Annotated in this window: 26 protein-coding genes and 2 pseudogenes; 6 read left to right on the top strand and 22 right to left on the bottom strand. The window is 66.3% G+C overall.

Annotation, left to right across the window (positions count from 1 at the left end):
* Position 1: 1 nt before the first annotated feature.
* The 7 genes from L1081_RS30620 to L1081_RS30590 form a co-directional block, all read right to left on the bottom strand.
* On the bottom strand, positions 2 to 1,702 hold the full coding sequence (locus L1081_RS30620; protein WP_489417242.1) for an NAD+ synthase: 1,701 nt from the start codon (positions 1,700 to 1,702) through the stop codon (positions 2 to 4).
* A gap of 5 nt (positions 1,703 to 1,707) precedes the next feature.
* The gene (pncB, locus tag L1081_RS30615; protein WP_489417241.1) at positions 1,708 to 2,895 is read right to left on the bottom strand and encodes a nicotinate phosphoribosyltransferase; all 1,188 of its coding nucleotides are present in this window, start codon (positions 2,893 to 2,895) and stop codon (positions 1,708 to 1,710) included.
* A gap of 25 nt (positions 2,896 to 2,920) precedes the next feature.
* Positions 2,921 to 3,784, bottom strand: a complete 864-nt coding sequence (locus L1081_RS30610; protein WP_489417240.1) for a cysteine hydrolase family protein — start codon at positions 3,782 to 3,784, stop codon at positions 2,921 to 2,923.
* Positions 3,785 to 3,854: 70 nt separating this feature from the next.
* Entirely contained in the window at positions 3,855 to 4,598 is a 744-nt protein-coding gene (locus tag L1081_RS30605; protein ID WP_489417239.1) for an NrtR DNA-binding winged helix domain-containing protein, read from the bottom strand.
* Positions 4,599 to 4,696: 98 nt separating this feature from the next.
* Entirely contained in the window at positions 4,697 to 6,124 is a 1,428-nt protein-coding gene (locus L1081_RS30600) for a carotenoid oxygenase family protein (protein WP_489417238.1), read from the bottom strand.
* Between the two features lie 21 nt (positions 6,125 to 6,145).
* A complete protein-coding gene (locus L1081_RS30595; protein ID WP_489417237.1) occupies positions 6,146 to 7,186 on the bottom strand; it encodes a MerR family transcriptional regulator in 1,041 nt (346 codons plus the stop codon).
* A gap of 65 nt (positions 7,187 to 7,251) precedes the next feature.
* On the bottom strand, positions 7,252 to 7,554 hold the full coding sequence (locus L1081_RS30590; protein WP_489417236.1) for a hypothetical protein: 303 nt from the start codon (positions 7,552 to 7,554) through the stop codon (positions 7,252 to 7,254).
* A 73-nt stretch (positions 7,555 to 7,627) separates the two neighbouring features.
* Here L1081_RS30590 and L1081_RS30585 point away from each other — a divergent pair, with 73 nt between their 5' ends.
* Entirely contained in the window at positions 7,628 to 8,515 is an 888-nt protein-coding gene (locus tag L1081_RS30585; protein ID WP_489417235.1) for a LysR substrate-binding domain-containing protein, read from the top strand.
* Between the two features lie 129 nt (positions 8,516 to 8,644).
* Here the strand turns inward: L1081_RS30585 and L1081_RS30580 are convergent, their stop codons facing one another.
* From L1081_RS30580 to L1081_RS30555, 6 genes are all read right to left on the bottom strand, one after another.
* On the bottom strand, positions 8,645 to 8,977 hold the full coding sequence (locus tag L1081_RS30580; RefSeq protein WP_489417234.1) for a type II toxin-antitoxin system RelE/ParE family toxin: 333 nt from the start codon (positions 8,975 to 8,977) through the stop codon (positions 8,645 to 8,647).
* Entirely contained in the window at positions 8,974 to 9,234 is a 261-nt protein-coding gene (locus L1081_RS30575) for a ribbon-helix-helix domain-containing protein (RefSeq protein WP_489417233.1), read from the bottom strand. Before L1081_RS30575 ends, L1081_RS30580 begins: the two co-directional genes overlap by 4 nt.
* Before the next feature lie 44 nt (positions 9,235 to 9,278).
* Positions 9,279 to 9,812, bottom strand: a complete 534-nt coding sequence (locus L1081_RS30570; RefSeq protein ID WP_489417232.1) for a hypothetical protein — start codon at positions 9,810 to 9,812, stop codon at positions 9,279 to 9,281.
* A gap of 138 nt (positions 9,813 to 9,950) precedes the next feature.
* A complete protein-coding gene (locus L1081_RS30565) occupies positions 9,951 to 10,220 on the bottom strand; it encodes a hypothetical protein (RefSeq protein WP_489417231.1) in 270 nt (89 codons plus the stop codon).
* Positions 10,221 to 10,230: 10 nt separating this feature from the next.
* Positions 10,231 to 10,470, bottom strand: coding sequence for a hypothetical protein (locus L1081_RS30560; protein ID WP_489417230.1), 240 nt, complete (start codon positions 10,468 to 10,470; stop codon positions 10,231 to 10,233).
* Between the two features lie 90 nt (positions 10,471 to 10,560).
* Positions 10,561 to 11,469 carry a beta-1,6-N-acetylglucosaminyltransferase gene (locus L1081_RS30555; RefSeq protein WP_489417229.1) on the bottom strand — a complete coding sequence of 303 codons (909 nt, stop codon included), beginning with the start codon at positions 11,467 to 11,469 and terminating at the stop codon, positions 10,561 to 10,563.
* 553 nt (positions 11,470 to 12,022) lie between these two features.
* Between L1081_RS30555 and L1081_RS30550 the strand changes: the two genes are divergently transcribed.
* The 3 genes and pseudogenes from L1081_RS30550 to L1081_RS30540 all read left to right on the top strand — a co-directional run.
* Positions 12,023 to 12,292 carry a type II toxin-antitoxin system prevent-host-death family antitoxin gene (locus L1081_RS30550; RefSeq protein WP_489417228.1) on the top strand — a complete coding sequence of 90 codons (270 nt, stop codon included), beginning with the start codon at positions 12,023 to 12,025 and terminating at the stop codon, positions 12,290 to 12,292.
* A gap of 15 nt (positions 12,293 to 12,307) precedes the next feature.
* Complete coding sequence (locus L1081_RS30545; RefSeq protein ID WP_489417227.1) at positions 12,308 to 12,625, top strand: CcdB family protein; 318 nt, start codon at positions 12,308 to 12,310, stop codon at positions 12,623 to 12,625.
* Between the two features lie 229 nt (positions 12,626 to 12,854).
* Positions 12,855 to 14,150, top strand: a pseudogene (locus L1081_RS30540) (DUF3422 family protein); the annotation flags it as partial.
* A 78-nt stretch (positions 14,151 to 14,228) separates the two neighbouring features.
* Here the strand turns inward: L1081_RS30540 and L1081_RS30535 are convergent.
* A complete protein-coding gene (locus tag L1081_RS30535; protein ID WP_489417226.1) occupies positions 14,229 to 15,179 on the bottom strand; it encodes an IS110 family transposase in 951 nt (316 codons plus the stop codon).
* Positions 15,180 to 15,369: 190 nt separating this feature from the next.
* Here L1081_RS30535 and L1081_RS30530 point away from each other — a divergent pair, with 190 nt between their 5' ends.
* Positions 15,370 to 15,600: a DUF3422 family protein gene (locus tag L1081_RS30530; RefSeq protein ID WP_489417225.1), complete on the top strand. Its 231-nt coding sequence runs from the start codon at positions 15,370 to 15,372 to the stop codon at positions 15,598 to 15,600.
* Here the strand turns inward: L1081_RS30530 and L1081_RS30525 are convergent.
* From L1081_RS30525 to L1081_RS30505, 5 genes and pseudogenes are all read right to left on the bottom strand, one after another.
* Positions 15,597 to 15,725 (bottom strand): annotated as a pseudogene (locus L1081_RS30525) (integrase core domain-containing protein); the annotation flags it as partial. The gene L1081_RS30530 and the pseudogene L1081_RS30525 sit on opposite strands and share 4 nt — an antisense overlap.
* Before the next feature lie 237 nt (positions 15,726 to 15,962).
* The gene (locus tag L1081_RS30520) at positions 15,963 to 17,207 is read right to left on the bottom strand and encodes a dienelactone hydrolase family protein (RefSeq protein WP_489417224.1); all 1,245 of its coding nucleotides are present in this window, start codon (positions 17,205 to 17,207) and stop codon (positions 15,963 to 15,965) included.
* Between the two features lie 43 nt (positions 17,208 to 17,250).
* Positions 17,251 to 18,984, bottom strand: a complete 1,734-nt coding sequence (locus tag L1081_RS30515; protein WP_489417223.1) for a styrene monooxygenase/indole monooxygenase family protein — start codon at positions 18,982 to 18,984, stop codon at positions 17,251 to 17,253.
* A 14-nt stretch (positions 18,985 to 18,998) separates the two neighbouring features.
* The gene (locus L1081_RS30510; RefSeq protein WP_489417222.1) at positions 18,999 to 20,237 is read right to left on the bottom strand and encodes a styrene monooxygenase/indole monooxygenase family protein; all 1,239 of its coding nucleotides are present in this window, start codon (positions 20,235 to 20,237) and stop codon (positions 18,999 to 19,001) included.
* A 36-nt stretch (positions 20,238 to 20,273) separates the two neighbouring features.
* A complete protein-coding gene (locus tag L1081_RS30505; RefSeq protein WP_489417221.1) occupies positions 20,274 to 21,065 on the bottom strand; it encodes an SDR family oxidoreductase in 792 nt (263 codons plus the stop codon).
* Between the two features lie 181 nt (positions 21,066 to 21,246).
* Between L1081_RS30505 and L1081_RS30500 the strand changes: the two genes are divergently transcribed.
* Complete coding sequence (locus L1081_RS30500) at positions 21,247 to 22,245, top strand: AraC-like ligand-binding domain-containing protein (protein WP_489417220.1); 999 nt, start codon at positions 21,247 to 21,249, stop codon at positions 22,243 to 22,245.
* A gap of 11 nt (positions 22,246 to 22,256) precedes the next feature.
* On the opposite strand, the gene L1081_RS30495 is transcribed toward L1081_RS30500, so the two are convergent.
* The 3 genes from L1081_RS30495 to L1081_RS30485 are packed head-to-tail and all read right to left on the bottom strand — an operon-like array spanning position 22,257 to position 25,706.
* Entirely contained in the window at positions 22,257 to 23,225 is a 969-nt protein-coding gene (locus tag L1081_RS30495) for a zinc-binding dehydrogenase (protein WP_489417219.1), read from the bottom strand.
* Positions 23,226 to 23,239: 14 nt separating this feature from the next.
* Complete coding sequence (locus L1081_RS30490; RefSeq protein ID WP_489417218.1) at positions 23,240 to 24,670, bottom strand: aldehyde dehydrogenase family protein; 1,431 nt, start codon at positions 24,668 to 24,670, stop codon at positions 23,240 to 23,242.
* 13 nt (positions 24,671 to 24,683) lie between these two features.
* Positions 24,684 to 25,706 (bottom strand): alpha/beta fold hydrolase, encoded by a 1,023-nt coding sequence (locus tag L1081_RS30485; protein ID WP_489417217.1) that lies wholly within the window; start codon positions 25,704 to 25,706, stop codon positions 24,684 to 24,686.
* Positions 25,707 to 25,796: the final 90 nt, after the last annotated feature.

Below are 25,796 nucleotides of genomic sequence, written 5' to 3'. Positions count from 1 at the left end.
CTCAGTTCCAGCGGGCAGCAATCGGCATCTGGCGGCCAAAGCCGAATGCCCGGGGCCTGACCCGAACGATGGGCGGCGACTGGCGCCGCTTGTACTCGTTGCGCGCGACCATGCCGCGGATGCGCTCGACCAGCGCCTCGCCCCCGGGCGTCGCGCGCAGCCGGTCGGCGAAGCTGCGCGCCTGCGCATACTCCTCCGCCCCCAGCCGCTCGCCTTCGATCAGCAGCTTGAGGACTTCGTCGAGCACTTCATAGGGCGGCAGGCTGTCGGCATCCTTCTGTCCCGGCGCCAGCTCGGCGGAGGGTTCCTTGTCGAGGATGGCCTGCGGGATGAGCTCGCGTCCGGCCTGTGCGTTCAAGTGCCGCGACAACGCGAAGACCTCGGTCTTGTAGAGGTCGCCGATCAGGCCCAGGCCGCCGTTGGTGTCGCCATACAGCGTGCAGTAGCCGACCGAGATCTCGGACTTGTTGCCCGTGGTCAACAGCAGGTGGCCGAAGCTGTTGGAGTAGCCCATGAGGATCGTGCCGCGCACGCGCGCCTGCAGGTTCTCGAGTGCCACGCCCTCGAGGCCTTGGCCGAATGCCGTATCGAAGCCTTGCTCGAACTGCGAGACGATGCCCGCGATGGCATGCGCCTTGAGCGGCACACCGAGGTTGCGGCACAGGCTTTCGGAATCGCCCACCGATCCCGCCGAGGAGAAGCGCGATGGCATCGTGATGGCCACGACGTTCTGCGCGCCCAGCGCCTCGACCGCCAGCGCGAGCGTCAGCGCCGAATCGATGCCGCCGGACGAGCCGACCACCGCCTGCCGGAAGCCGCAGCGCCGCGCGTAGTCGCGCAGGCCCAGCACGATCTGCTGGCGGTAGAACTCCAGCGTGGCCAGGCCTTGCGGCGGCACGCGCGGCGGCGCCCCGCCGGCCGGCGTGAGGAAGCGGCCGGCCTCGAAGCGCAAGGTGCCCACGTCCTCCGCGAAGCGGCGCGCCTCGTACACCACGCCGGCCTGCGGCTCGACGGCGAACGAGGCCCCGTCATACACCAGCTGGTCGTGCCCGCCCACCTGGTTGACGTACAAGATGGGCAGGCCGTTGCGGCGGCTGGCCGCGCCGAAGATGCGGTGCCGCTGCTCGCGCTTGCCGATGTTCGACGGACTGGCGTTGATCGACACCACGAGGTCGGGCGCTGCGTCGCGCATGCGGTCGAAAGGATTGACGAGGTAGTCCTGGCCCTCGTCGTTCCAGCCGTCCTCGCAGATCAAGAGCCCCACGCGCGTGTCGCGGATGCGCAGCACGCGCGCCACGTCGGGCCCCGGCTCGAAGTGCCGGCGCTCGTCGAAGACGTTGTAGGTCGGCAGCAGCTGCTTGGCATATTCGAGCCGCACCTCGCCCGCGCAAATGACGCGCAGAACGTTGCGAAGCTTCTTGCCCGCGCCCTCGCGGCGCACCGGCAGTCCGACCGCCCAGTGCAGTGCCGGCATCTCGCGCGAGGCCGAGAGCAGCTGCCCGAACGCATCCTCCACGCGGTCCATGAAGCCCTCTTCCTCCAGCAGGTCGGCCGGGTAGTAGGCGGTGAGCGACAGCTCGGAGAAGACCACCAGGTCGGCCTGCTCGGCCGAGGCCCGGCGCGCGGCCTCGATCATCCGCGCGGCGTTGCCGGCCAGGTCGCCGATGGTGGGATTGAGCTGGGCGATGGTGATGCGGAGCATGGCGTTCAACCCTCGATCTGGAAGACCTGGCGCAGGTAGGCCAGGAAGGTCTGGTCTTCGCACAGCGTCTTGCCCGGGCTGTCCGACAGCTTGGCCACCGGCTGGCCGTTGCAGCCCGTGAGCTTCATCACAATGTTCAGCGGCGTGAGGCCGACGTCGTTGCTCAGGTGGGTGCCGATGCCGAAGCCGGTCTGCGTGCGGTCGGCGAAGGTCCGGTACAGCCGGATCGCCGTTGGCAGGTCGAGCCCGTCGGAGAACACCAGCCGCTTGGTGTGCGCATCGATGCGCAGCCTGGCGTAGTGCGCCAGCGCCTTCTCGCCCCAGGCGACCGGATCGCCCGAGTCGTGGCGAAGGCCGTCGAACAGCTTGGCGAAGTACAGGTCGAAATCGGCCAGGAAGGCATCCATGCCGACCACGTCGGTCAGCGCCACGCCCAGGTCGCCGCGGTATTCCTGCACCCAGCCTTCCAGCGCGGCATTCTGGAAGTCGCGCAGCCGCACGCCGAGCGCCTGGTAGGTCTGCAGGTACTCGTGCGCCATGGTGCCGATGGGCACCAGCTCCAGCTCCTTGGCCAGCAGCACGTTGGAAGTGCCCTTGAAGTACATCGGCACTTCGCGCTTGAGCGTGCCGACCATTTCGCGCTGCCAGTCGCGCGAAAAGCGGCGGCGCACGCCGAAGTCGAAGAATTCGAAAGGATGCCGCGCGGCCGGCTCTTCTGCAAAGTTGCGCAGCAGCTCGATCTTGGCCTGCAGACGCCGGCGGCCTTCGGCCAACGCGGCTTGCGCATCGAAGCGGCGGAAATACAGCTCGTTGACGATCGCGAGCACGAAGATCTCGAACGCCATGGTGTGCACCTGCGGGCCGACCGCCCGGATGCGCAGCGCATCGCCCTCGGCCTGAGCGGTGATGAATTCGCGCTGGAAGCTGAAGATGCGCAGGAAGTCGACGAAATCGCTCTTGATGTAGCGCAGGCCGCGCAGGTAGGCGAGTTCGCCGGGCGCGAAGCGCAGCATGCAGAGATGGTCGAGCTGCTCGTTGACGTCCGCCAGCAGCTCGGCCAGCGGATAGGCCGGCTGGTTGCGGCACACGAAGCTGTACTCGGCCTGGGTCTGCGGATGGCTGTGCAGCATGGCCTGCCACATCGTGAACTTGTACAGGTCGGTGTCCAGCAGACTGTGGATGACGGGTTGCATGGTGTGGTCCTTTGGCGGGTTGGCGTCAGGCGTTGGCCGCCAGCAGTGCGCGCACTTCGGCGCTGGTGCGAAGCTGCACGCCACGCGCGGCCATGTCGCTCAGGAAGGCCTGGTGCTGGGCCTCGAAGCCGGTCACCGGGCTCATGCAGTCGGTGACCAGCACCAGCTTGGCGGGCCTGCCCGACGGCAGGTTGGCGGCGATGTGCTCGGTGGTGGCCCTCACGCAATGGCTGCTGGCTTCACCGGCGATCACGATCAGGTCGGCGCGGTCGAGCGACTCGACCAGCCGCATGTTGAGCGCAGTGCCGGGATCGTCCGCATCCGGCACCTCGGCCTGGATGGCGCTGTAGTGCTCGGTCCAGGGATTGCTGCCCTTGGCGACCTTTTCCACCAGGCCGGCCTGTGCGTCTTCCCAGGCGTTGTAGGCGGCCTTGACGGCGGCATGCACGTTGTGGCCCCAGCTGCCGATCTCGCAGTGCACCGGCCACACCATCAGCGTGTAGCGGCCCCTGCGCTCGAGCTCGTCAAGGTAGGCCAGCGCGCGCGGCAGGGCCGCGGCGTCGCGGGGCCGGTAGTCGCCGGCGCGAACCTGCGCCGCCGTGATCGGGGTGAAGGGCGCCACGGCACCGCCGCCGCGCGCCTGCCAGAACGTGGGGTGGGCGATGTCGAACCTGTGGTGCGAGTCCAGCGTGACCGTGATGCCGGCAATGCCGCCCGCCCCTTCGCGGATGAGGCCGGCCAGTCTCAGCATGTCGGCGTGGGCACCTGCGACCGGCAACGCCGGCTGCAGCGGCGCCCCCGTGGCGGCGTCCGTGCCGAGCCAGTCGGCCGGCAGGTCGCAGAAGTCGTTCTGCGGATCGATCACGAGGAGATGGATGTTCTGCTTCATGGCGGCGTCCTCTTGTTAGTTGTACTGTACAACTCTTATTGGTTGCACTGTACAACCAAGAAAGAAAAAGTCAAGCGTCCGGCGCCTCGGCATCCCGCGGGCTGAAGGTTCGGGGAAACAAGGCAGCCTGCGACCGGTCGCGCAGCCGGTAGCCCATGGCCGGCCGGCCGGAGGCGCCCTCCACCATGCCGGCCTCCTCCATGAAGCCGCCATCGAGCATCCGCTTGCGGAAGGCGCTCTTGTCGACGGCGCGGCCGAGCACGACCTCGTAGGTGTGCTGCAGCTGCGGCAGCGTGAAGGGCTCGCTCAGGAGAAAGGCCGGCAGCGAGGTGTATTCCACCTTGCTGCGCAGCCGCGCGATGGCGCTGGCGAGGATCTCCGCATGGTCGAACGCCAGGCGCTTGCGGCCCGCGGCCGCGGCGTCCATCCATTCGACCTCGGCGGCGTTCACGCCTTTTTCGAGCACCAGGTCCCGGGCCGGCATCAGCGCGAAGAAGGCATGCGTGGCCGACCAGCCGCGCGGATCGCGGTGCGCGCCGCCCCAGCTGCCCAGCTGCTCGAGATAGGGTGCGGCAACGCCGGTCTTCTCGCGCAGCTTGCGCAGCGCGCAGTCGAGCAGGCTGGCGTCCTTGTCGACGTCGATGAACCCTCCGGGAAGCGCCCAGCGTCCCGGAAAGGGATCCTCGGGATCGTTCGGGCGGCGTACCAGCATGACCTTCAGTGCATCTTCCAGCACGGTGAAGATGACCACGTCGACGGTAACCAGCGGCCTGGGAAAGTTCAGGCCGGCCTGCTTTTTGGGGGATGGCTTCAAGGCGCGAGCTCCTCTCGATTTGGGTTGTACAGAACAACTCCGAAGGGAGGAATATAGCGATCGCGGCCACGAAGTTCCCAGCGCTTGCCGGCCAGACGCTACAAGCCAGGTCGCCAGGTCCCGTGAAAGCCGAACGGCACGCGGTGCGGCAAACGGGCCACCGCAACAGGTCCCGCAGGCAGGTCCGTGGCATCGAGCACCAGCAAGTCGCTACGCCTTTCCTGCTCACGCCAGACCACGGCGAGCAGCCAGCCGTCGCCCTCCGCCGAGCCTTCATCGCGTGGCACGAACACCGGTTCGGACACGACGTCGCCGGGCGGTAGCGTGTACATGCTGCGCTCGCCGGTGTCGAAGTCGAATCGGGCCAGGCTGTCGTAGAGCACGCTCTGCGAATCGTCCCGCGCGCGCGGCGTTGCATGGCAGGTGTAGAAACCGCAGCGGTTTCGCCGCCCCGTGTAGCGCTCGTCGATGCGCGGAAACTCCGCCACCAGGTCGTCGAGGTATTCACGCTGGAAGCCGCGGCTCTTGCCGGCGATGTCGAAGGTCCATCGGCACAGGCGCGCGGCCATGGCATCGGGGTCGCCGGGGCGGCCTTCCGCGTCGGGCAGTCCGGGAGCGGTGTCCGACTGCATCACGTAGGCCACGATGGTGTCGCCGTCGTCCCAGGCATTCATCACGTGGAACACATGGCAGGCGTCGGTGTCGAACCAGCGCAGCGTATCGACTGCGCTGCCACGGCGCATCACGCCTACATGGGTGCGCCTGGCGGCATCCCATGCCAGCAGCGGCTTTCCCTGCATGGCGCGCTCGATGCTGAGCGTCAGCGGCGTCACGGGAAAGAGCACGTGTCCGCGCGTCACCATGAAGTCGTGCACCATGCTGGCATACGGCGCCGTGAACGACTGGAGTTGCGCGACCTCGCAGTGCCTGTCCATCACGCCGTAGAGCATGGTCGGCGAACAGGGGCCGTCGGGCGAGTACGCGAAGAAGTGCAGTTCGCCGCTCTCGGGATCGACTTTCGGGTGCGCGGTGCAGCGCGAGGCCACACGGTCGCCGAAGCTCTGGTGCCCCTTGGACGCCAGCGTGAAGGCGTCGAGTTCGAAAGGCTGGTGCGACTCTTCGAGCGCGAACAGGCGACCGCCATGCCACAGCATGCTGGTGTTGGCGGTGCCGCCGTTGCGGCCCTGCGCCAGCGGGTCGCTGGTGGCGGGATTGCCGAAGGTGCCGAAGAGCGCACGTCCGGCTTCATGTTCGAGCTGCCACTTCGGCGTGCGCGCCCAGCGGTTGCGGTACGACACCTTGCCCTTGCCGATGTGGAAGGCATGCACCATGCCGTCGCCGGAGAACCAGTGATAGCTGTCGTCGCGCGGTGCGTATTGCGGGCTGGGGCCGACCCGGTACAGGCTGCCCGACAGCCCGGGCGGCAGCGTACCTTCGATGTCGAGCGCCGCGACGTCGTGCTCCTCGGTCAGCGGTGCGTAGTTGCCGGTAAAGAAATGAGGGTTCGCCTGCACTTGTGCGTTCACGTGGTGCCTTTCTGGATTCGTTCAGGAGACCTGTGTGCCGTCCAGGCAAGTCATTGCTTGTCCCACGTAGGCAGCCAGGGTCTCATCGATGCCCGAGCCGGACCGCAGGGCCGCGTCGTGGCGGAACGCCCGCTGCAGCTTCGCGTGCAGCGACGCATTGCCGCCAGCCTTGGCCAGCGACAGCGCCTGCCAACGCAGCGCCAGCGCGCGCATGGCCGCACCATCGGCAGGGGCACCCGCCGACATCTGTTGCCGGACCTCTGCGATGAGCGGCGGCCACGCGTCAGTCTGCGCAACGTAGTGCTGGCGCAGCGTGGCCAGCTCGTCCGCGCTGCAGTAAGGCGCATAGAGCTCGAGGCGCGCGAACGCCATCGCGTGCGAGATGTACCGGATGCCGGCGCGGTCAACACCCGTCATCGCACGGAGCGACGGCTCGTTCCAGTGCATGGCGTAGATTTTCATCAGCAGTCCTTCGTCGCCCCCGGCTTCTTCGAGCAGCAGTGCGATCCAACGCTGCGCCAGGGCCTGCGCCTGCGGGCTCTCGGGCGATGCGCCGGCTGCGACCAGGCGGTGCAGCCAGTTCGTCAGTTCGGCACGCTCGGGCGCCGCCGCATCGGCGAGGCCATTGCGTTGCGTGTTGAGCACGCGCTGTTCGTCGTCGCTGAAGTACTTCGCACCGGCGACCATGCTCTCGAGTGCCAGGAGCCAGTCGTCGATGCCGGGCTCCTTGCTGGCCCGCAGCTGGTCCTGCAGTGCAAGCAGATGGGCGCGCAGTGCCGATGCCTGCAGGATTTCCCGGTCGAGTTGCGCCACCTGCCCGGCCACGACTTCCGAAAGCCCGCCGGCCGCGTTGTCGAGCAGGCCTTGAATGTCCGCGAGCGACAAGTCGAGCCGCCGCAGCGCCTGGATGCGATAAAGCCGTGCCACGTCTTTCCGGCCGTACAGGCGATATCCGCCACTCGATCTTTCGGATGGCACCAGCAGTGCGATGTCGTCATAGTGGCGCAATGCGCGCACTGTCAGCCCGGCGCGCCGGGCAAGTTCACCGATCTTCAAGAACATGCCTTCCCTCTTTAGTCGAAGGCATCCTAGACCCTGCCGCTACGAGAGGGTCAAGCGCTTTGTCGCTATTTCATCCGTGCCAAGGTCCGGTCGCACCCAGCCTTGAGATGGAACAGGGCATCCGTCAGTTGCAGCGACGGATTCCGGACCCGCAAGGCCTCCACCGCCGCCTGGACGTCGACCTCGAAGCGCTCGATGAACTCGGGCGAGTCGTTCTCGGGAAGTCCCGCCATATAGGCGCAGTGCTCGGGATGGCGATAGAAGGCGCTCACGGCCGGGGGATCGGCTTGCCTTGATGCCGAGGAAACATCCGCGAGCGTGGCAAGAGGAAGGAAGGCGCACGCCACGATCAGCGATTTCAGTGTCATCCGGCGATCCTAGGTCTGTGGCAGTATTTAGAACATGACATACGCTAAATACGCTGAATCAGGAATCTGAATAATGGATCTCAAACTGCTCAGCATCTTCGACGAGGTCTACAAGACGCGCAGCGTCTCGCGGGCCGGCGATCACCTCGGCATGCCGCAGTCCTCCATCAGCATCGCATTGGCGCGGCTGCGGCGGCACTTCGGCGATCCGCTCTTTGTCCGCACATCCGAGGGCATGCAGCCGACGCCGCACGCCACTTCATTGGTCGCGCCGGTCCGGCAGGCGCTGGAGTTGCTGCGTGCCGTGACGCGGCAGCAGGCGATCTTCGATCCGGCGAAAGCGCAGCGCTCCTTTCGCGTGTGCATGACCGGCATCACCCACCTCGTGCTCCTGCCCCGGCTCATGAACCGCCTGAGCGAGGTCGCCCCGTCGATCCGGGTCGAGATCACGCACATCTCGGCCCGGACGCCCAAGATGCTGGAATCCGGGGATGCGGACCTGGCCGTGGGCTTCATGCCGGAACTGGAGGCGGGCTTCTACCAGCAGAAATTGTTCGATCAGCGCTTCGTCTGCGTCGTACGCAAGGACCATCCCCGGATTCATTCCCGCCTGACGCAAGGCATGTTCAAGCGAGAAAAGCACGTGCTGGTGTCGGGCGCAGGAGCCGGCAACGAGCTGGTCGAGCGCGAGCTCGACCGGCTTGGCGTGCAGCGAAACATCAGCCTGCACCTTCCCGATTTCCTGGGCATCGGCGCACTGGTGGCACAGACGGAGCTGATGATCACGGTGCCTGAGCGCGTGGCCGAGACCTTGCTGCGAATCGCCGACGTGAAGGTGTTCAAGCCGCCCTTCACGCTGCCGGGATTCGCCATCAAGCAGCATTGGCACGAGCGGTATCAGCAGGACCCTTCCAACAAGTGGCTGAGGTCGGTCATTGCCGATCTCTTTCTGGAGCGGTAGCGCGGGAGCAAGGTTCGCAAAGCTCGGGCGTATGCGGAAACCGCAAGCGAGTCATTGGAATACGCAGTCGCGTCGGAATTGGCTGGGGCCATGCGAGAGCAGTCCATGTCCGCTTGGCCAGCCTGCTGGTCAAGCATCAGTTCCCGACGTCTGCATCCATGCGGGTATGTCGCGCCGGCCGTGGAGGACGCGCCAGACATCAATGCAGTCCAACTGTTCGAAATAGAAGACCAGGTACGGGAAACGAGTCAATGGCCAGAAACGAAGCCCCGGCAGATCGAGTTCATGGGCATAGCTCATGGAACCCGTGCCGGGATGGCGGCTGACGTGGCTGTAGGCCTCTTCGAGTTCGTCGATGAAATCGAGTGCGGCACTTCCCGCGCCTTCACTCAGGTAATAGGCGATCGCGTCGTCGACGTCCTGGTTGGCCTGTTTTCGCGGGATGACTGTCTTCGCATTCACCTGCCGCCGACCCTGGCTGCTTTTTTGCCCGCATTGCGCACCTTCTCTCGCAAGCCATCAAAGTAGGCTGCGTCTGCCCCGGCAGCGGGCGCCGAGAGGCCTCCTTGGAGCAACAGACTGCGCAGCTGGAGCCGCTGCTGGTCCCGTCGGATGAGCTCGCGCACATACTCGCTGCTTGTGCCGTAGCCGCGTTCGACCACTTGCTCATCCACGAACGACTTCATGGCTTCCGGAAGGGATACGTTCATGGTGCTCATGAGAGAAGTCTATTTCGTTTGGCAAATTTTGGCAAACCCTCAGGTCACGTAGCCTGCAGCTCGAGCCGCTCCCAGGGCTTGTAGGCCCACTCGTATTTTTCGCATGCATAGGACACCAGGATGCCGACGGCTTCCTCGGCGCTGACCGGCTCGGCCGAGCGGTAGTGCGCCCCGGGGGTAACCAGCTGATGCTCCAGATGAAAGCCCTCGGCGTCGGCGAACACCTGCATGTAGGTTCCGCCGCGCCGTTCAATGACCGCGAACGCGGTCGGCTCGCCCTGCAGCAACGGAATCCAGTGACGGATGTTGGCTTCGTTCGCCGGTTCCGCCACGCCGAACTCGGGGCAATCCAGCACGGGCTCCTGGTATTCCGCGCCGATGTCGAAAAGAAGATGCTCCCGCGCGGTGGACTCGCCGTTCCTGAATATGGCGATCAGGAAGCAATCGCGGATGTCGAGGGGCACATGGACCAGCAGTGCATCGTGCGCCTGCGAGCGGCGGGCAAAGACCTGCGCCAACGCCGGGGCCGTCCATGCTTTCAATTGCAGGGGCCCACGAAGGCTGTGCGCAAGCGCCACGGCGCTTTGCTTGACCGCATCGCTTCCGGCGTGATCCTCGGTGCCTCCGTGGAGCAGGTCGATGTACTCGTGGAGTTGCATGAGCCTCGAGGAAGGCGGCTTCGGTTTGCGAGAGAAGAACATCGGATGCAGTCCCTGTCATTGTTTGAGCGATGCCCGGCGGGCCAGCCATGGCTTGACGATGGCATACCACGCGCAGAGCGGCCAGAGCACGACCGCCGAACCCGCGGCGAGAAGCAGCATGTCGATCAGGAGCTCGGCGCCTGGCACGTAGCAATCCGGTGAGGCGGGACACCCGATTGCGCGGCGGTAGCTTTCGCGGAAACGATATTGCACAACCGGTATGGCCGCTGCCACTGCCCACCACAACACGCGCAGAACGCTGCGCAGCAGTTTCAGCCATCTCATGGCAAGTGCTCTACTGCAGCCACCGCAGATTGGCCCAGAACCTGTCACCAAACCGAGCGGCGCAGAAACCGCAGACGGCGACGGTCAGCACCACGAGCACGCACGCGCCGAAAGTGCTCAGCGGCCACAACCTGACGCACATGCCCAGGCCGACCACAAGGCCCAGCAGCGCCCCGCATGCAAATCGGATCTTCAGTTCGAAGGCATCGGCCCTTCTCCCGGCGAACGTGGACTGTGGTTCGATTTTCATGCGCTGCAACTCCTCTGCCTGGACGACGGCTCCTGCCCGCATTCTGCCCTTCGCCCTGATGAGGGTCCCGGGCCGGAGCGGCGCCCACGGCTACGCGGTCTCTTTGCCCGCTTGCGCGACCAGGTTGTGATTGCCGTTGCGGTCCAGCCTGTCGCACAGATCGCCGGAGATGCCGCTGCCGACCTTGCGCACGAACCACTTGCCCGACGCGACGATTTCCTCGTAGTCCGACGTGTGGAACCAGCGCGACAGCGAGGGATCGATCAGGTGCAGGTTCGCCGCGTCCCAGACGCCGCTGCCGCTGACGGGCTCCACGGTGTGCTGCAGCGGGGAATTCGCGAGCAGGGTATGAAAGTAGATTTCGTCGGGCGCCTTGGAGAACCGAAGAAAACGCTTCACGGACGTTTCATGCGGATACGACACGAGGTAGCTCACCGCTTCAGGGGTCAGCGCCCACCATTGGGAACCGAAGTGCCACTGGGCAAAGAGCGGGAACGAACGGCGCCCGAGCTTGCCGAGGAGTTGCAGAAGGCCGCGCAACAGCCGTACCAGGGTGAATTTCCTTCCATCCACCGGAAGGTCCTCGTAGAACCAGAAGTGGTGAACTCGTTCATGCAGCTTGCGCGTGCTTGCAAGAGGAATCATCTTGATGAAGTTGGTGTCTGCATGCAGCTGCGAGAAGGTGCGGAATTCTTCCAGCGGACGCAAGGGATAGCAGTTGCCCGAGACCAGCATGAAATGGCTCACCTGCGACAGCTCGCATTCCGCGAGCGCGGTGCGCATGAGCCTCAGGGTGGCGTCGACCTGGGAGATGGCGCCCCAGCGCACGTCGACACGGTCCTTCACGTAACTTACGCGTGGATCGTCGATCCGGAACGCGGAAAAGTCGGCCTTGGCATCGACATGGACAATGCAGCGGCCAACCGAAACCAGCCGCCGCAGCAAGCGCTTTGCCTGCTGTGGATCCGCATGAACAAGCAACAGGAATACCGGGCTCATGTCACGATGGCAGTAGCGTCTCATCGGCTGCTGCGTGCCTGACGGAGGGCCCTGGAGAATGCTTTCAAGGCCGCAGCGGCCAAGATCGTACGACAGGCGCGCGCGATTGTCCCATTTGGTGGGTTACCCAGGTGGGCCGGCCCTCTCGACCTGGCGGTACGCCCGCGGCGCCCACCCTGGGCTTGCGTCATGTCCGGTCCATCATCGGTGCGACGGAGATGCTTTGCTTTTTTAAATTCAACAACTTAGCGCTATCACTCATACACACTGGAACGTGAGCCAGCCAACCCATCGCGGCGTTCGGCCTGGTGCTCGAAGACCACGTGCGGGCTACAAGCCCAAACTGGTTTTCGTGGACGGAGCCAACCGCATCAAGGAGGAGAACGTGCGCATACCTCGGTACAGACGGCTTCTAGCGAATCTGCAACGTCGGAATGCCGCGCAACATTGCGCAACCGTTGCACACGGGGCAACTACGCCCTTCCACGGTTGAAACACACGGGGTAAATAGCTAAAATGGCTAACCATATCGAGGACTCTCTGAGAATTCCCCATGCAGATCAGTGCCACGGAAGCCAAGAACCGATTCGGCTACTACCTCGGCCAAGCCGAACGCGAGCCTGTTCACATCATGAAGAATGATCGCGTGGCAGGCGTGATCGTCTCGGCAGCGCGTTTTGCCGAACTGGAAGCACTGGAGCAGAAAAAATCGATGGCTCAGCGCAAGCGGGAGTTCAACGAGACGTACAAAGAATGGATCGCCGAGCAAAACGATCTGGTCGAGCGGGTCGGGGTTTTTGGCGAAGAGTTCAGGCTCTGGTGAAAGCGGCGCTCGGTAGTGGCCCAATTCGACGTCTACCCCAATCCCTCAAAGCTGCAACGTCCGGACATTCCTTGGATGGTCGACATCCAAAGCGATCTTCTCTCGGCATTGCCCACACGCTTGATGGTTCCGCTTGCGTCCCGCAAGCACAGGCCGGCCGCCTTGCCTCGTGCGCTATGTCCGCCAGTGCAGTGGGAAGGCCACGCCTTGGTCGCGATGCCGCATATGGCCGCGGCGTTTCGTGCCAAAGATCTCGGCACCGCGCGAGGCAACCTGCGGTCGCAGGCAAGTGAACTCGTCGCAGCCTTGGACGCCGTGATCAGCGGCGTGTGAGGTCGACAGGGGCTCGGCAGTGGCTGCCAAAGCTACTTTATCTGCAAGCAGCCCTTGCATACCGCCGACCGGTTCAGTGGCGATGCATCGGCCCGATGGTTCAAGAGCTTGGGTGAAAAGGATCCGGGCTAAGGCACCTGACGCAACGCCGGGTAAGGATTGATCGCGGTGCTTTTCCACCAGCGCTTGTCCGCATCGTGCAGGAAAACGGCGAAGTGCGGTGCGTCGGATGGCGCATTCCCCGTGGTTCCGACGTAGCCGATGGGAATGTCGAGCGCCCATGGCAATGCACGAAGATTTCTTCATCTGGGTTCGTCAATCTCTCCCGCTCGGCCGTCTTGTCTTATCCATGATCGAGTGCACCAATTTCCCGAGCTCGCAGCCCCGCGCGCAGTGCCGCCTTCATGCCATTCCCGCTCCATGTGGCCAAATCTCGATCCATGCGCAACTGGGCTCGACCTCGGACGCGTCCCCCCAAACGATGCACTTGCCGGAATCCGAAATGAAACTGCCGACAGAAGTCGAAGGACGCCAGCAGTTGGCCGACGAAATCCACGCGCGCCCCTTCGAGCCGCTTTCTACGCCGGGTGCCGCGCTGGCCATTGCCACGCTGCGCGAAGGACCGGACGACGACGCGCTTTGCATCGCGCATCTGGCGCGGCTGGGCGGCGAGGCCTCCGGAGCGGGTGGCGCCACGCAGTGCCAGGTGCGCTGCGGCGCGTTGCGCGTGCGCTGGGAGCGCCACACGGAATTCCACACCTTCACCGTGTTCGCCGATCTTGCCGAACTCGCCATGGACCACGCCTTCGACACCGGCTGGCTCGACGCCCTGCCGCACGATTGGCTGGCCTCGCTGCCTGGCCGCGTGATTTCCGCAACGCAATTGGCCGTGCTCCCCTGCCCCGGCGATCCGCCCCATGCGCGCGTGGTGGCGCCGCTTTTCGGCAGCGATCTGCTGGTGGGCAACCGGGTGGCCGAAGGCGCGGCCACCGTGGTGTCGGACCTTCGGACCAAGGCCGGCGTGACGCGCTTCCTGGTGTTCGACCATGCCATGAACCGGCGGCGCGCGGGCCGCACTGTCCAGCGCCTGATCGAAGTCGACACCTACCGGATGATGGCCCTGCTCAGCCTGCCGCTGGCCTCGCGCCGCATGGGCCAGCTCGCGGCGGAAGAAACCCAGCTCGCGTCGCTGATGGCCCGCTTCCACGATGCGACGGACGGCGACGAAGTGCTGCTGCACGAACTCGTCACGCTCGCGGCCCAGGTCGAGCATGCGATGGCCGAGAACAGCGCGCGCTTTGCCGCCACCCGCGCCTACAGCGGCATTGTGACCCAGCGGCTGCTCGATCTGCGCGAGATTCTGGTGCCGGGCCTGCAGCCGCTGTCGGAATTCCTGGAGCGCCGATTTCGTCCGGCGATGGACAGCTGCGCAGCCACGGCGGCGCGACAGGCCCAGCTGTCCGAGCGGATCGCCCGGGCCGCGCAGCTGCTGCAGACGCGCTCCGAAGTCGAACGCGAACGCCAGAACCAGGCTCTGCTCAGCTCCCTCGACCGGCGCCAGGGCCTGCAGTTGCGCCAACAGCAACCATCTTGTATGACCAACTCAAGCTGCCACCGCAAAGTCGTCGCGCCAAGGTTGCCTGGTTCTGGCAATGGCGTTGAGGATGATGAGCAGCTTGTGCATGCATGCCACCAAGGCGACCTTCTTTGGCTTGCCTGCGGCCAGCAGGGCCGCATAGAAGGCCTTGAGCACGGGATTGAATCGCGTGCCTACCAAAGCGGCGACGTACAGCACGCGGCGCACGTCCGCGCGTCCACCGAAGATGTGACGCTGTCCGCGCAAGGTGCCCGAGTCGCGGTTGACTGGAGCCAGGCCCACCAGGGAAGTGATCTGCTTGCGGTTGAGCTTGCCCAGTTCGGGCAATTGCGCCAGCAGGGTGCTGGCCGTGGTCGGCCCCACCCCCTTGACCGAGGTCAGCAAACGCGCCAGGTCTGCGTGATGTGCGTGCACGTGCTCGCGCAGCTCGCCGTCCATGTCGTGAAGCTGGGCGGCAATGGCATCCATGATCGCCAGGATGCTGGCCTTGGCCTTCGGATGAGCCAGTGCAAGGCGTTGGCGTTCGGCCACGAGCATGGCCACCAGCTGGCGTCGGCGGGCCACCATGGCGGTGAGCTCACGCTGCTGCTCGTCGGCCAGCGCGCGTGGCTCATGGCCCTGGGCGTCCAGCAGTTCGGCGAATCCGCGAAGCATCTGCGCGTCGATTCGATCGGTCTTGGCCAGCTTGCCCATACAGCGCGCGAAGTCGCGCGCCTGTCGCGGGTTAATGACCGACACGCGCAGACCAGCGGCTGCCAGCGCGAGCGCCAGACCCTGCTCATGGCCACCGGTGGCCTCCAACAGGATCAGGCGAGGTGCCAGCGGCACGAGCACCTGACACAACTCGGCATGACCGGCCTCGTCGTTGCCCAGGTTCAAGGTCTGTGTCTCGCCACTGGCGGCCACCTCGAAGCTGACCTTGGCGATGTCGATGCCTACGTAGACAGGTTCACTCATGACAGTTCTCCGGCTCCCAGCCTTATGAATACGAAATGTGTTCGATCAACCATTCGGGATGCAGCAGAACAAAGAGACCACCACCGCGCGCCCTGTGCTGTAGGTCGAGCTCGGGCTCGCAGGAGACCCAGGCTGCGCGGTGGCGAGTCAACCCGTTCACTGATCGACGTGCTTTGCAGCACCTCGAGCAATGAAGTTTGAACTATTCGAAAGATATAAGGAGACCGTCGAGGGCCTGTCGGTGATCGCCATGACTTACTACGGCGTCGGTCTCAGCAACTACCTGCTCAAGCCCTTGGCCAAGGCCATGGGCTGGCACGAAACCACGGTGACGCTGGTGGCCGTGCCGGTGATCGCACTGCTCGTCCTGCTCAACGTGCGCCGGTTGCGCAGGCATCTGCACCAGTCGACGGACAGCTAGGTGCGAAGCGTCAAGAGGTTATTTTTTGACGAGTTGAGTCTGGACATCGGGGCGAAGCCGCCGATGGCGCTGTGCGGACGGTGCCAGTTGTAGTGGTGTTGCCAGCTGACCAGGGCATCCGTTCGCCGGCCTTCGTGCCGCAAATCGCCCATGCCATGGAAACCAAGCCGCACGCAGCCAAAAGCCCCTGTAGCAGGGGCTGCTACAGGGGCCTGAGTTTGGCGGAGTGGACGGACTTGAACCCGCGCGCCCGGCGTAACAGGCAGATAGTCGCTGGCCTAAATCATCTGAAAACGCTTCCAACTTGCCAGAGCCAGTGCACACGAGGTGCACACGGACGTCCCTAGGAAATTTTGTTTTCCTCAGGTTCCCGACTTATCCATCAGCGTGTTCGAAGGCAGGGTTTCGTCGAGCAGCTTGCGCGCCGTCTCCACGCCCGCCACGGGCAGCAGCGCGGGGTCGAGCAGGCCCACCTGCACCAGTACGCTGGCCTGGTCCCAGTAGATGTGCTCGTGGTAGAGCTTGCTGCCGCGGAACTTGATGACAGCCAGCAGCGGCACCTCGACTCGCTTGCCGGTGGGCGCCACGCCCGGCAGCATCCACGGGATCTCGGTGGTGTGCGTGAAGCTGAAGAGCAGTTCGTCCACCACCTGCGTGGCGCCCACCGTGCGCGAGATCGACATGAGCGTGGTGTCAGGCGGATTGCTGTTGACGAAATGCTTGCTGTAGAAGCTGTGCAGCGCCTGGTAGCCCACGCCGCCGGTCATGGTGGGAATATGGTTGACATACGGTTCGGCCACCATGGTGGACATGGTGTCGTCGACGTTGCGGGTGCCGAACTCGTACTCGCAGTGCTTGTCCCACAGCGCGGAGAGGTCGTAGTGCGGGCCGATGGCGGCCTTGAGCGCGGCAATGCTGCGCTCGTGCGCCATCAGCGCCGAGGGCTTGTGGAAATGCTCGCCGCCGGCGCGGGCGAAGGCGTGGTCGACCCCGGGGTAGACGTGCAGCGCCACGCCGGGGCGGCCCTGCAGCGCCTGCACGATGCGCTCGCGCGCTTCGGGCGGGCAGAACTTGTCGCGCTCTGCGATGTGCAGCGTCAGCGGCCGCTTGATCTGGTCGGCCTCGTCCAGCGCGGCCTCGATGCCCACGCCGTAGTAGCCCACCGACACGTCCGCATCGGTGCGGCAGGCCGCCAGGTAGGCCAGCTTGCCGCCCAGGCAGAAGCCGAGCACGCCGACCTTGGCGCCGCCCACCTCGGGCAGGGCGCGCAGCGCATCGATGGCGCTTTGCATGTCTTGCATGCCCTTGGCCTCGTCGAAGCCCTGGTAGAAACCGAAGGCGCGCTGCCAGTCGGCCTCGCTGTAGCCGAGCTCCACATCGGGCTGCTGGCGCCAGAACAGGTCGGGCACGAGCGCCACATAGCCCTCCTCGGCGTAGTAGTCGGCCACCTCGCGCATCGTGCGGTTGACGCCGAAGATTTCCTGGGCAATCACCAGCCCGGGGCCGCTGCCGGACTCGGGCAAGGCGAGGTAGCCGCGGAAGGTGCCGCTGCCGTCGCTGGCCTGGATGCGGATGCGGTGCGTGGCGCCGGGTTCTTGTTCCTGCATGCGAGTTTCTCCGTTCAAGGGTTGGATGCTGCGGGCCGCGCGCTCACTGCACGCATTCCGGGTGGCGCGTCGTCACCTGGTAGTAGCCCGAATGAAAAACCAGCGGCTCGCCGTCGAAGCGGTCGTAGCGCTCGACTTCGCCGATGAAGATCAGGTGGTCGCCGCCGTCGTACTGCTTCACGTTGCGGCAGACGAAGCGGGCGATGACGCCATTGAGCAGCGGTACGCCGGCCGTGCCCTCGCAGCAGTCCACCCCGCCGAACTTGTCCGCCTGCGGCGTCGAGAACTGGCGCGACAGGTGATGCTGGTGGGCCGCCAGCACGTTGATCGCGAAGTGGCTGGCGCCGGTGAAGTCGCCCACGCTCGGCGCCTGCCGCGCCAGGCTCCACAGCACCAGCGGTGGATCCAGCGAGACCGACGAGAACGAATTGGCGGTCATGCCTACGCGGCGGCCGTCGATTGCCCGGGTGGTGATGACGGTCACGCCGGTGCTGAACTGCCCGAGGGCCTTGCGGAAGTCGCGCCGGTCGAAGCGGTCGACAGCGGCCTCGCGCGCCCGGGTCTCCAGGAAGCGGTCTGCCTCGACGGCATCGAACCACCAGGGCGCGAAGGCACGCGGGTCGTCGAAGCCGTTGACGATGGTGCTCGCCACGGCGGGCATGTGGGTCGCGCTCTGCAGCAGCTTCTGCAAGTGCGGCTTCGGCGCAGCGAGCAGGCTGTGGGTCCAGTCGGTGGCCCAGCGGGCGTAGCCTTCCCAGTAGCGGTCGAAGGTCTGCTGCATCCACGCGGCGTCGAACGGTGCATCGCCGTTCTCGAGGATCCGCTTCAGGTAGATGTCGGCGCACTTGGCCGCGTTGTTCGCGCCCTGCCCGGTGATCGGATCGTTGAGCACCACTGCGTCGGCCAAGCCCAGCACGTTGCGCCCGGAGGGCAAGGTGGCCACCGGCCTGCGCACCGCCGGCGCGAAGCGGCCCGCGAGAATGCCGTTGTCATCGGTCAGCTCGATGTCGGCGCAGCGCTCGGCTTCCCAGGGCAGGAAGGTCTCGAGGATCCACTGGCTGCGCGCGAGGTGCTCCTGCGGTGTCTTCACGTCTGCCCAGCAATCCATCGGCCCGCCGGGCACGCCCTCGAACACCATGATCTCGCAGGGTCCGGTCGTCGTCAGCGCCGGGAACACGAAGTATTCACCGACGCCGGGAATCAGGTTGAAGCACACGCGTGCATACGGCAATGCAGGCTTCATTCCCTTCACATAGGTAAGTGCCAGTGCGCGCTGGGGCTGGTCGAAGGGCGAGCGCTCTGCATCGTGCTCGAACAGCTGCGAGATCTCGCCCTTGCCGCTGGCGACGACCACGAGATCGTGCGTTGCAGCGCAGGCTTCCAGCGCGTCGAGCCCCACCTCCTGCAGCATCAGCGTGCCGCCGCGCTTCTCGAACTCGGCCATCCAGGCAGGTATCTTGAGCCGCTGGTCGACCGACTGCGCGGGGCCGTCGAGCCGAGCGCTCCATTCGATGGCCTTGCCGCCTTCGGGGTTGCGCACCGCCATGCCGATGCCCTCCACGACGGGGCATTCGCCCGCCCACCAGTCCAGACCCAGCTCGCGCTCGGTCTGCAGCGCGGTCTCGAACATGCACTGGCTGGACATCACCGGCCCCTCGAGAATCTCCCGTGCCGTGCGGTTCGAGAAAACCGTCACCTCGTGCCCCGCGCGCTGCAGGCCGAGCGCGAGCTGCATGCCGGACTGGCCGGCGCCGACGATGGCCACGCGTCGCTTCATGCCTTCGCTCCGGCCTACGCGGCGGCCGCGCAGGTTTCGATGTAGCGCTCCGCTTCCGCGGGATCCGCAAACCAGGGGAAGAAGGTGCGCGGATCGTCGAAGCCGTTGGCAAAGGCGCTGGCCAGCGGCGGCACGGCGCCGGCACTGCCCAGCAGCTTGAGCACATGGGGCGGCGGCGCCGCGAGCAGCATGTTGGTCCACTGCGTGACCCATTGCGCATAGCCGAACCAGTAGCGGTCGAAGGTCTGCTGCATCCACGCCGCATCGGCCGCGCCGTCGCCGCGTGCGAGGATGCTCTTCAGGTAGGTGTCGGCGCACTTGGCCGCGTTGTTGGAACCCTGCCCCGTGATCGGATCGTTGAGCACCACCACGTCGGCCAGGCCCAGCACCTTGCGGCCCGAAGGCAAGGTGGCCACGGGCTTGCGCACCGTCGGCGCGAAGCGACCCGCGAGAATGCCGTTGTCGTCGGTCAGTTCGATGTTCCTGCAGCGCTCGGCCTCCCATGGTGTGAAGGTGTCGAGAATCCATTTGCTGCGCGCGAGGTGCTCCTGCGGCGTCTTCACGTCTGCCCAGCAATCCATCGGGCCGCCGGGCACGCCCTCGAACACCATGATCTCGCAGGGCCCTGTCGTCGTCAGCGCCGGGAACACGAAATATTCGCCGACGCCGGGAATGAGGTTGAAGCACACGGCTGAAAAAGGCTCGCGCGGCGCCATTCCCTTCACATAGGTCAGCGCCAGTGCGCGCTGCGGCTTGTCGTAGGTGGACTTGTGCGCATCGCGCTCGAACAGCTTCGAAATCTCGCCCTTGCCGCTCGCCACCAGCGTGAGGTCGTGGCTTTGCGTGCAGGCTTCGAGTTCGTCGATGCCCGCATCCTTGAAGACGAGTTCGCCGCCCTTCTTCTGGAACGCATCCATCCAGGCCGGGATCTTCACGCGCTGGTCGACCGACTGCGCGCTCGAATTCAGCCGCGCGGCCCAGTCGATGGCCTTGGCGCCCTTCTGCTCGGGATGCGGCACGGCCAGCCCGATGCCGTCCACCGTGGGGCAGTCGTGCCCCCACAGGTCCAGGCCCAGGTCGCGCTCGATCTGCAGCGAAGTGTGGAACATGCACTGGCTCGACATGACCTTGCCGCGGCGGATGTCCTCGCCCGTGCGGTTGCTGAACATCGTGACCTCGTAGCCTGCGGCGAGCAGTCCGAGCCCCAATTGCAGGCCCGACTGGCCCGCGCCGACGATTGCGATTCGCTTCATTTCATCTGCTCCTTGATGCTCCGTGGGGAATAGGGCCTAGTCCATCAACCTGGGAATGGCGGGCACGGCCTGCTCGGGGCCCATGGCGGCATAGCCGCCGTCCACCGCGTAGTCGGCGCCGGTCACGAAACTGGCATGGTCCGAACACAGGAACAGCACCACCTGCGCCACTTCGTCCGGATCGCCGACACGGCCGAGGAGATGGAACGGCGCGGCCACGCGGTCGGTCTTGGCGCGGTCACCGCCGCTGAGCCGGTCCATCACGGCCGACCATGTCCAGCCCGGCGACACGCTGTTCACGCGGATGCGGTCCGGCGCCAGGTCCATCGCCATGTTGCGGGTGAGTTGCGCCATGGCGGCCTTGCCCACCGGATAGAGCCAGCGTCCCGTCTGCGCCACGCGCGACGAGATGCTCGTGAAATTGACCACCGCCCCGCCACCGGCCGCGACCATGTGCGGATGCGCGGCCTGCAGCATCGCCACCGCGCTGGCCACGTTCACATTGAACGAAGCAAGCCAGTCGGCGCGCGGCGACTTGAAGCCGTCGTCCAGGTAGGAGCACGCCAGGTTGATGAGAAAGTGCACGCCGCCGTGCCGCGCGGCAGCCTCGGCCACGCAAGCCTGCACCTGCGCATCGTCGGTGATGTCGGTGCGCACGAAGCGCACGCCGGCGCCGAGCGAATCCGCCAGCGCCTGGCCGTTGGCGACATCGATGTCGGCGACAACGACTTTCGCACCCGCCGCGTGCAACGCGCGCACCACGCCGGCGCCTATCAGTGTGGAGCCACCGGTGACGATGGCGCTCTTGCCCTCGAGTCCCTTGAACATGGCGTTTGCTCTCCTCGGTTGGTCGGGCAGGCCGGGATGGCCTGTGTGGGAGCGAACGTTACGAGGGAGCAGGCCTTCGGCGAGTCCCTCAAACGCAAGGCCTGTCCCTGGCGCGCAGGTTTTAGCGAGGGCTGGTCCGAATTGTGGCCGGGGATGGTTTTTGCTAGGGTGGCCTCGCCCCATGGAAACCGCCACGACCCCACCGCTGCCGCTGCAGCGCTACCGGCTTTTCGAGAGCCACGACATGGACGAGGCGCGCGAAAGCGTGGCCCGCGTGTTCTGCCCGCACGGCCTGGTCATGCTGCGGCCCCGCACCGAGCTCGACGCCTGCCACCACAGCGCGCGGCTGCATCGGGACGTGAGCCTCAACTACGTGCAGTACGGCCCGGGCGTGCAGATCGACCCGGGCCATCTGCAGGATTTCTTCCTGCTGCAGATTCCGTTGCGCGGCGGCGCCGAGATCCGCTGCGGCGCGCAGCACGTGGACGCGAATCCGCGCCTGGCCTCGCTGCCCTCGCCGACCGAGCCGCTGTCGATGCGCTGGGCCGACGACAGCCCGCACCTGATCGTGCGGCTGGCCCGCTCCGCGCTGCTCTCGCGGCTCGAGTCCCTGCTCCAGGCGCCCGTCAGGCAGCATCTGGTGTTCGAGCTCGGCGTGCCGCTCGACAACCCGGCATTGGCACCGGTGGTGCACTTCATCGACTACCTGCGGCTCACGCTCGACAGCGGCACCGCGCTGCAAGCCGGCGGCCGCCTGGCCGAGCATGCCGAGGAATACCTGATGGCCAGCCTGCTGATGTCCGCCGCGCACAACCATTCGCGCGCCCTGGCCGGCGACGCCCGGCGCAGCCTGCTGCCGCGCGTGGTCCGCAGGGCGCAGGACTACATGGCGGCGCACGCCGACCAGCCCCTGTCGCTGGCCGACGTTTGCCGCGAAGTCGGTTGCAGCGCGCGTGCGCTGCAACTCGCGTTCCGCCAGCATGCGGGCCTGGGCCCGATGGAATTCCTGCGCGAGCAACGCCTCGACAAGGTGCGCGCCGAATTGCGCGTGCCGGGCCATGCCGGCGTGCGCGACGTTGCGGCGAAGTACGGTTTTCTTCACATGGGCCACTTTGCGGCGCAGTACCGCACCCGCTTCGGCGAGCGGCCGTCGGAAACCCGGGCGCTGCGCGCCTCCTGACTTCTTTGGCCTCAGGGCACCAGCAGCAGCTTGCCCGTGGTCGTGCGGCTGGCCATGTCGGTATGGGCCCGCGCGGCGTCGGCCAGCGGATACACGCCGCCGACATGGACCTTGAGCTTGCTTTCGGCGATCCAGCCGAACAGCCGCGCCGAGTGCGCGCGCAGCAGTTCCGGCGTATGGATGTGATCGGAGAACACCGCGTAGCCCAGCTTGATGCTCCTGGGCAGGCTCATGATGTCGATGGCACCGGGCCCGCCCAGTACCGGGCCGTACCAGCAGAAGGTCCCCGAGCGGCGCAGCACGTCCAGCGACCCCTGGAAGGTGGTGGGGCCCGAGCCGTCGAACACCACGTGCACGCCCTCGCCGCCGGAAAGCTGTCGCGCCTGCTCGGCAAACTTGCCGCTGGTATCGACGATCACGTGGTCCGCACCGGCCGCCGTGGCCACCGCCACCTTGTCCGTCGACGACACGCGGCCAATCACCCGCCCACCGCGCAGCTTGATGATCTGCGTCAGCAGCAGCCCGAGGCCGCCGGCTGCCGCGTGGACGAAGGCGATATCGCCAGGCTGCACCGGATAGAAGTCGGTGGCGAAATGGCTGGCGGTCAGGCCTTGCATCATCACCGCTGCCGCGGTCTTGTCGTCGATGCCATCGGGAATGGGCACCAGCGACGTGGCCGCAATGGCGACCTTCTGCGCATAGCTGCCGGGCGCATAGACCCACGCCACGCGCTGCCCGATGGCGAAGCCCTCGACTCCCTCACCCACAGCCAGCACGCGGCCCGCGCCCTCGACACCCAGGATCTTGGGGTTAGGCATCTCGTTCCACGCCATGCCCTGGCGCACGCCGATGTCCATGAAATTGACGCCGGCGACGGCAACCTGCACCAGCACCATCCCTCGGCCGGGCACGGGGTCCGGCTGTGTCACATGCGCCAGCACGTCGACGTTGCCGGTCTGGTTCATCACCACTGCTTTCATCGTTTTTCCTTTTTTCACGCAATGCCGTCTGCAGCGGCGATGGTCTTCGACTCCAGGAAAGCCTCCATGCCGAAGACGCCGAACTCCCGGCCGACGCCCGACTGCTTGACGCCGCCGAATGGTGCGGCCAATTCGGGCACGATGCGATTGACCAGCACGGTGCCGGCCCGCAGCCGCGAGGCCACGCGCAGGGCACGCTGTGCGTCGGACGAGAAGACGTAGGCCTGCAAGCCGTACGGCGAGTCGTTCGCGATGTCGATGGCTTCGTCCTCGTCGCCATAGCCGATCATCGAGAGCACCGGCCCGAAGATCTCCTCGCGCGCGATGTCCATGTCGTTGCGCACTTCGGCAAACACGGTGGGCCGCACGAACCAGCCTCGCTCGAAACCGGCCGGCCGACCCTCGCCGCCGGCCACGAGGGTTGCGCCCTGCGCCAGACCGCGGCGGATGAAGTGCTGCACGCGATCGAACTGCGCCTGGCTCGCGAGCGGTCCGACCGCGGTGGCAGGGTCGCGCGGATCGCCCACGCGCAGGGCGGCCACCGCCACTCGCACCAGTTCAACGGCGGCCTTCATCTGCGCGCGCGGAATCAGCAGGCGCGTGCCCGCTACGCAGGCCTGGCCGTTGTTCATGAAGGCGGCATTCAGTGCCAGGGGCAGCGTGGTGGCCAGGTCGGCGTCGTCCAGCACCAGGGTCGCCGACTTGCCCGAGAGCGCGAGGCTCACGCGCTTCATGGTTTCGACGCCCGCGCGCGCAATGAGCTTTCCGGTCTGCGTGGAACCGGTGAACGAGATCTTCGCGATACCCGCGCTGGTGGCGATCTCGTCGCCCACATCGCTGCCGCGCCCGAGCAGCACATTGAAGACGCCGGGCGGCAGGCCTGCGTCGTGCAGCGCCTCGGCCACGGCCTGCGCCTGCAGCGGGCCCAGCTCGCTCGGCTTGATGACCGAGGCGCAGCCTGCGGCGATGGCCGAAGCCAGCTTGCTGCAGATGCTTCCGGCGGCGGCGTTCCAGGGCGCAATGAGGCCGGCGACGCCGACCGGTTCCATCACCACGGTGGCCTCGCCCAGGCGGCGCTCGAAGGCATAGTCCCGCAGCGCCTGCGCCGTGGTCGCGAAGCATTGCGAGGCGTAGTTGCTGACCCACTGCGAGCGGGCCAGCGGGCCGCCGTACTCCTCGATGGTGGCCTCGCGGATCTGGTCGGTGCGCGCCAGCACCGCGGCCTCGAGGCGTCGGAGCATGTCGATGCGCTGCGGCCTGGTGCTTCGCGCGAGCGCCGGCTGGGCGCGGTTCGCCGCGGCAATGGCGCGCTTCGCATCCTCGCGGTTCGCCAGCGTCACCGTGCCGATGGCCCGTTCGGTCGCGGGGTTGCAGATCTCCAGCCGCTCGCTGCCCTGCACAGGCACGAAGGCGCCATCGATGTAGGCCCGGTCGATGCTCCACATGGGGTCCGCCGCCTCACCCGCGCGCCACGTCGACCACCGCCTTCGCGAAGGCCTCGGGCGCTTCCTGCGGCAGGTTGTGGCCGATGCCGCCGCTGACCAGCCGATGCTCGTAGCGCCCCGAGAACTTCTTCGCGTAGGTGCTGGGCTCCGGATGCGGCGCGCCGTTCGCGTCGCCTTCGAGCGTGATAGTCGGCACGGCGATCACCGGCGCCTTGGCCAGCCGGTCCTCGAGTGCCTGGTACTTGGCCTCGCCGTCGGCCAGGCCCAGGCGCCAGCGGTAGTTATGGACCGTGATGGCCACGTGGTCGGGGTTCTCGAAGGCCACGGCGCTGCGCTCGAACGTGGCCGCATCGAAGTTCCACTTCGGCGACGCGAGCTGCCAGATGAGCTTGGCGAAGTCGTGGCGGTTCTTCTCGTAGCCCGCGCGGCCGCGCTCGGTTGCGAAGTAGTACTGGTACCACCACTGCAGCTCAGCCGCAGGCGGCAGCGGGTTCTTGCCGGCCTGCTGGCTGCCGATCAGGTAGCCGCTGACCGACACCAGCGCCTTCACGCGCTCGGGCCACAGCGCGGCCATGATGCAGGCCGTGCGTGCGCCCCAGTCGCAGCCGGCCACGGTGGCGGTCTTGATCTTCAGCGCATCCATCAGCGCGATGATGTCCACGGCGACCACCGACTGCTGCCCGTTGCGCGGCGTGTGGGCCGACAGGAAGCGGGTGGTGCCGTAGCCGCGCAGATACGGCACGATCACGCGGAAGCCCGCGGCCGCAAGCTGCGGCGCGACGTCGACGAACATGTGGATGTCGTAGGGCCAGCCGTGAAGAAGAATCACGGGGGCGCCGTCGGCCGGGCCGGCTTCGTAGTAGCCGATGTTGAGCGAGCCCGCGTCAATGTTCTTGAGCGGCTCGAGGCGCCGGAGGCTTGGCGTGCCCGCGGACTGGGCGAAGGCGGGAACGATCGAGGTCAACTGGGCGGCGGCGACGCCGAGCGCCGCCTTGGCGAGGAAGGAACGGCGGGGCAGCAGGGAAAAAGCGGTCATCGGGGGCTCCATGATTGCGAAGTGATGGAGCCATTGTTCGGCGCACGGGCGGCCCGGCGGCCGGCTTGCGTATCCCTCTGTATCTGGGCC

Source organism: Variovorax sp. MSC1_012 (assembly GCF_023667525.1).
GTDB lineage: Bacteria > Pseudomonadota > Gammaproteobacteria > Burkholderiales > Burkholderiaceae_C > Variovorax > Variovorax beijingensis_B.
This window is presented reverse-complemented; position numbering and strand designations above follow the sequence as displayed.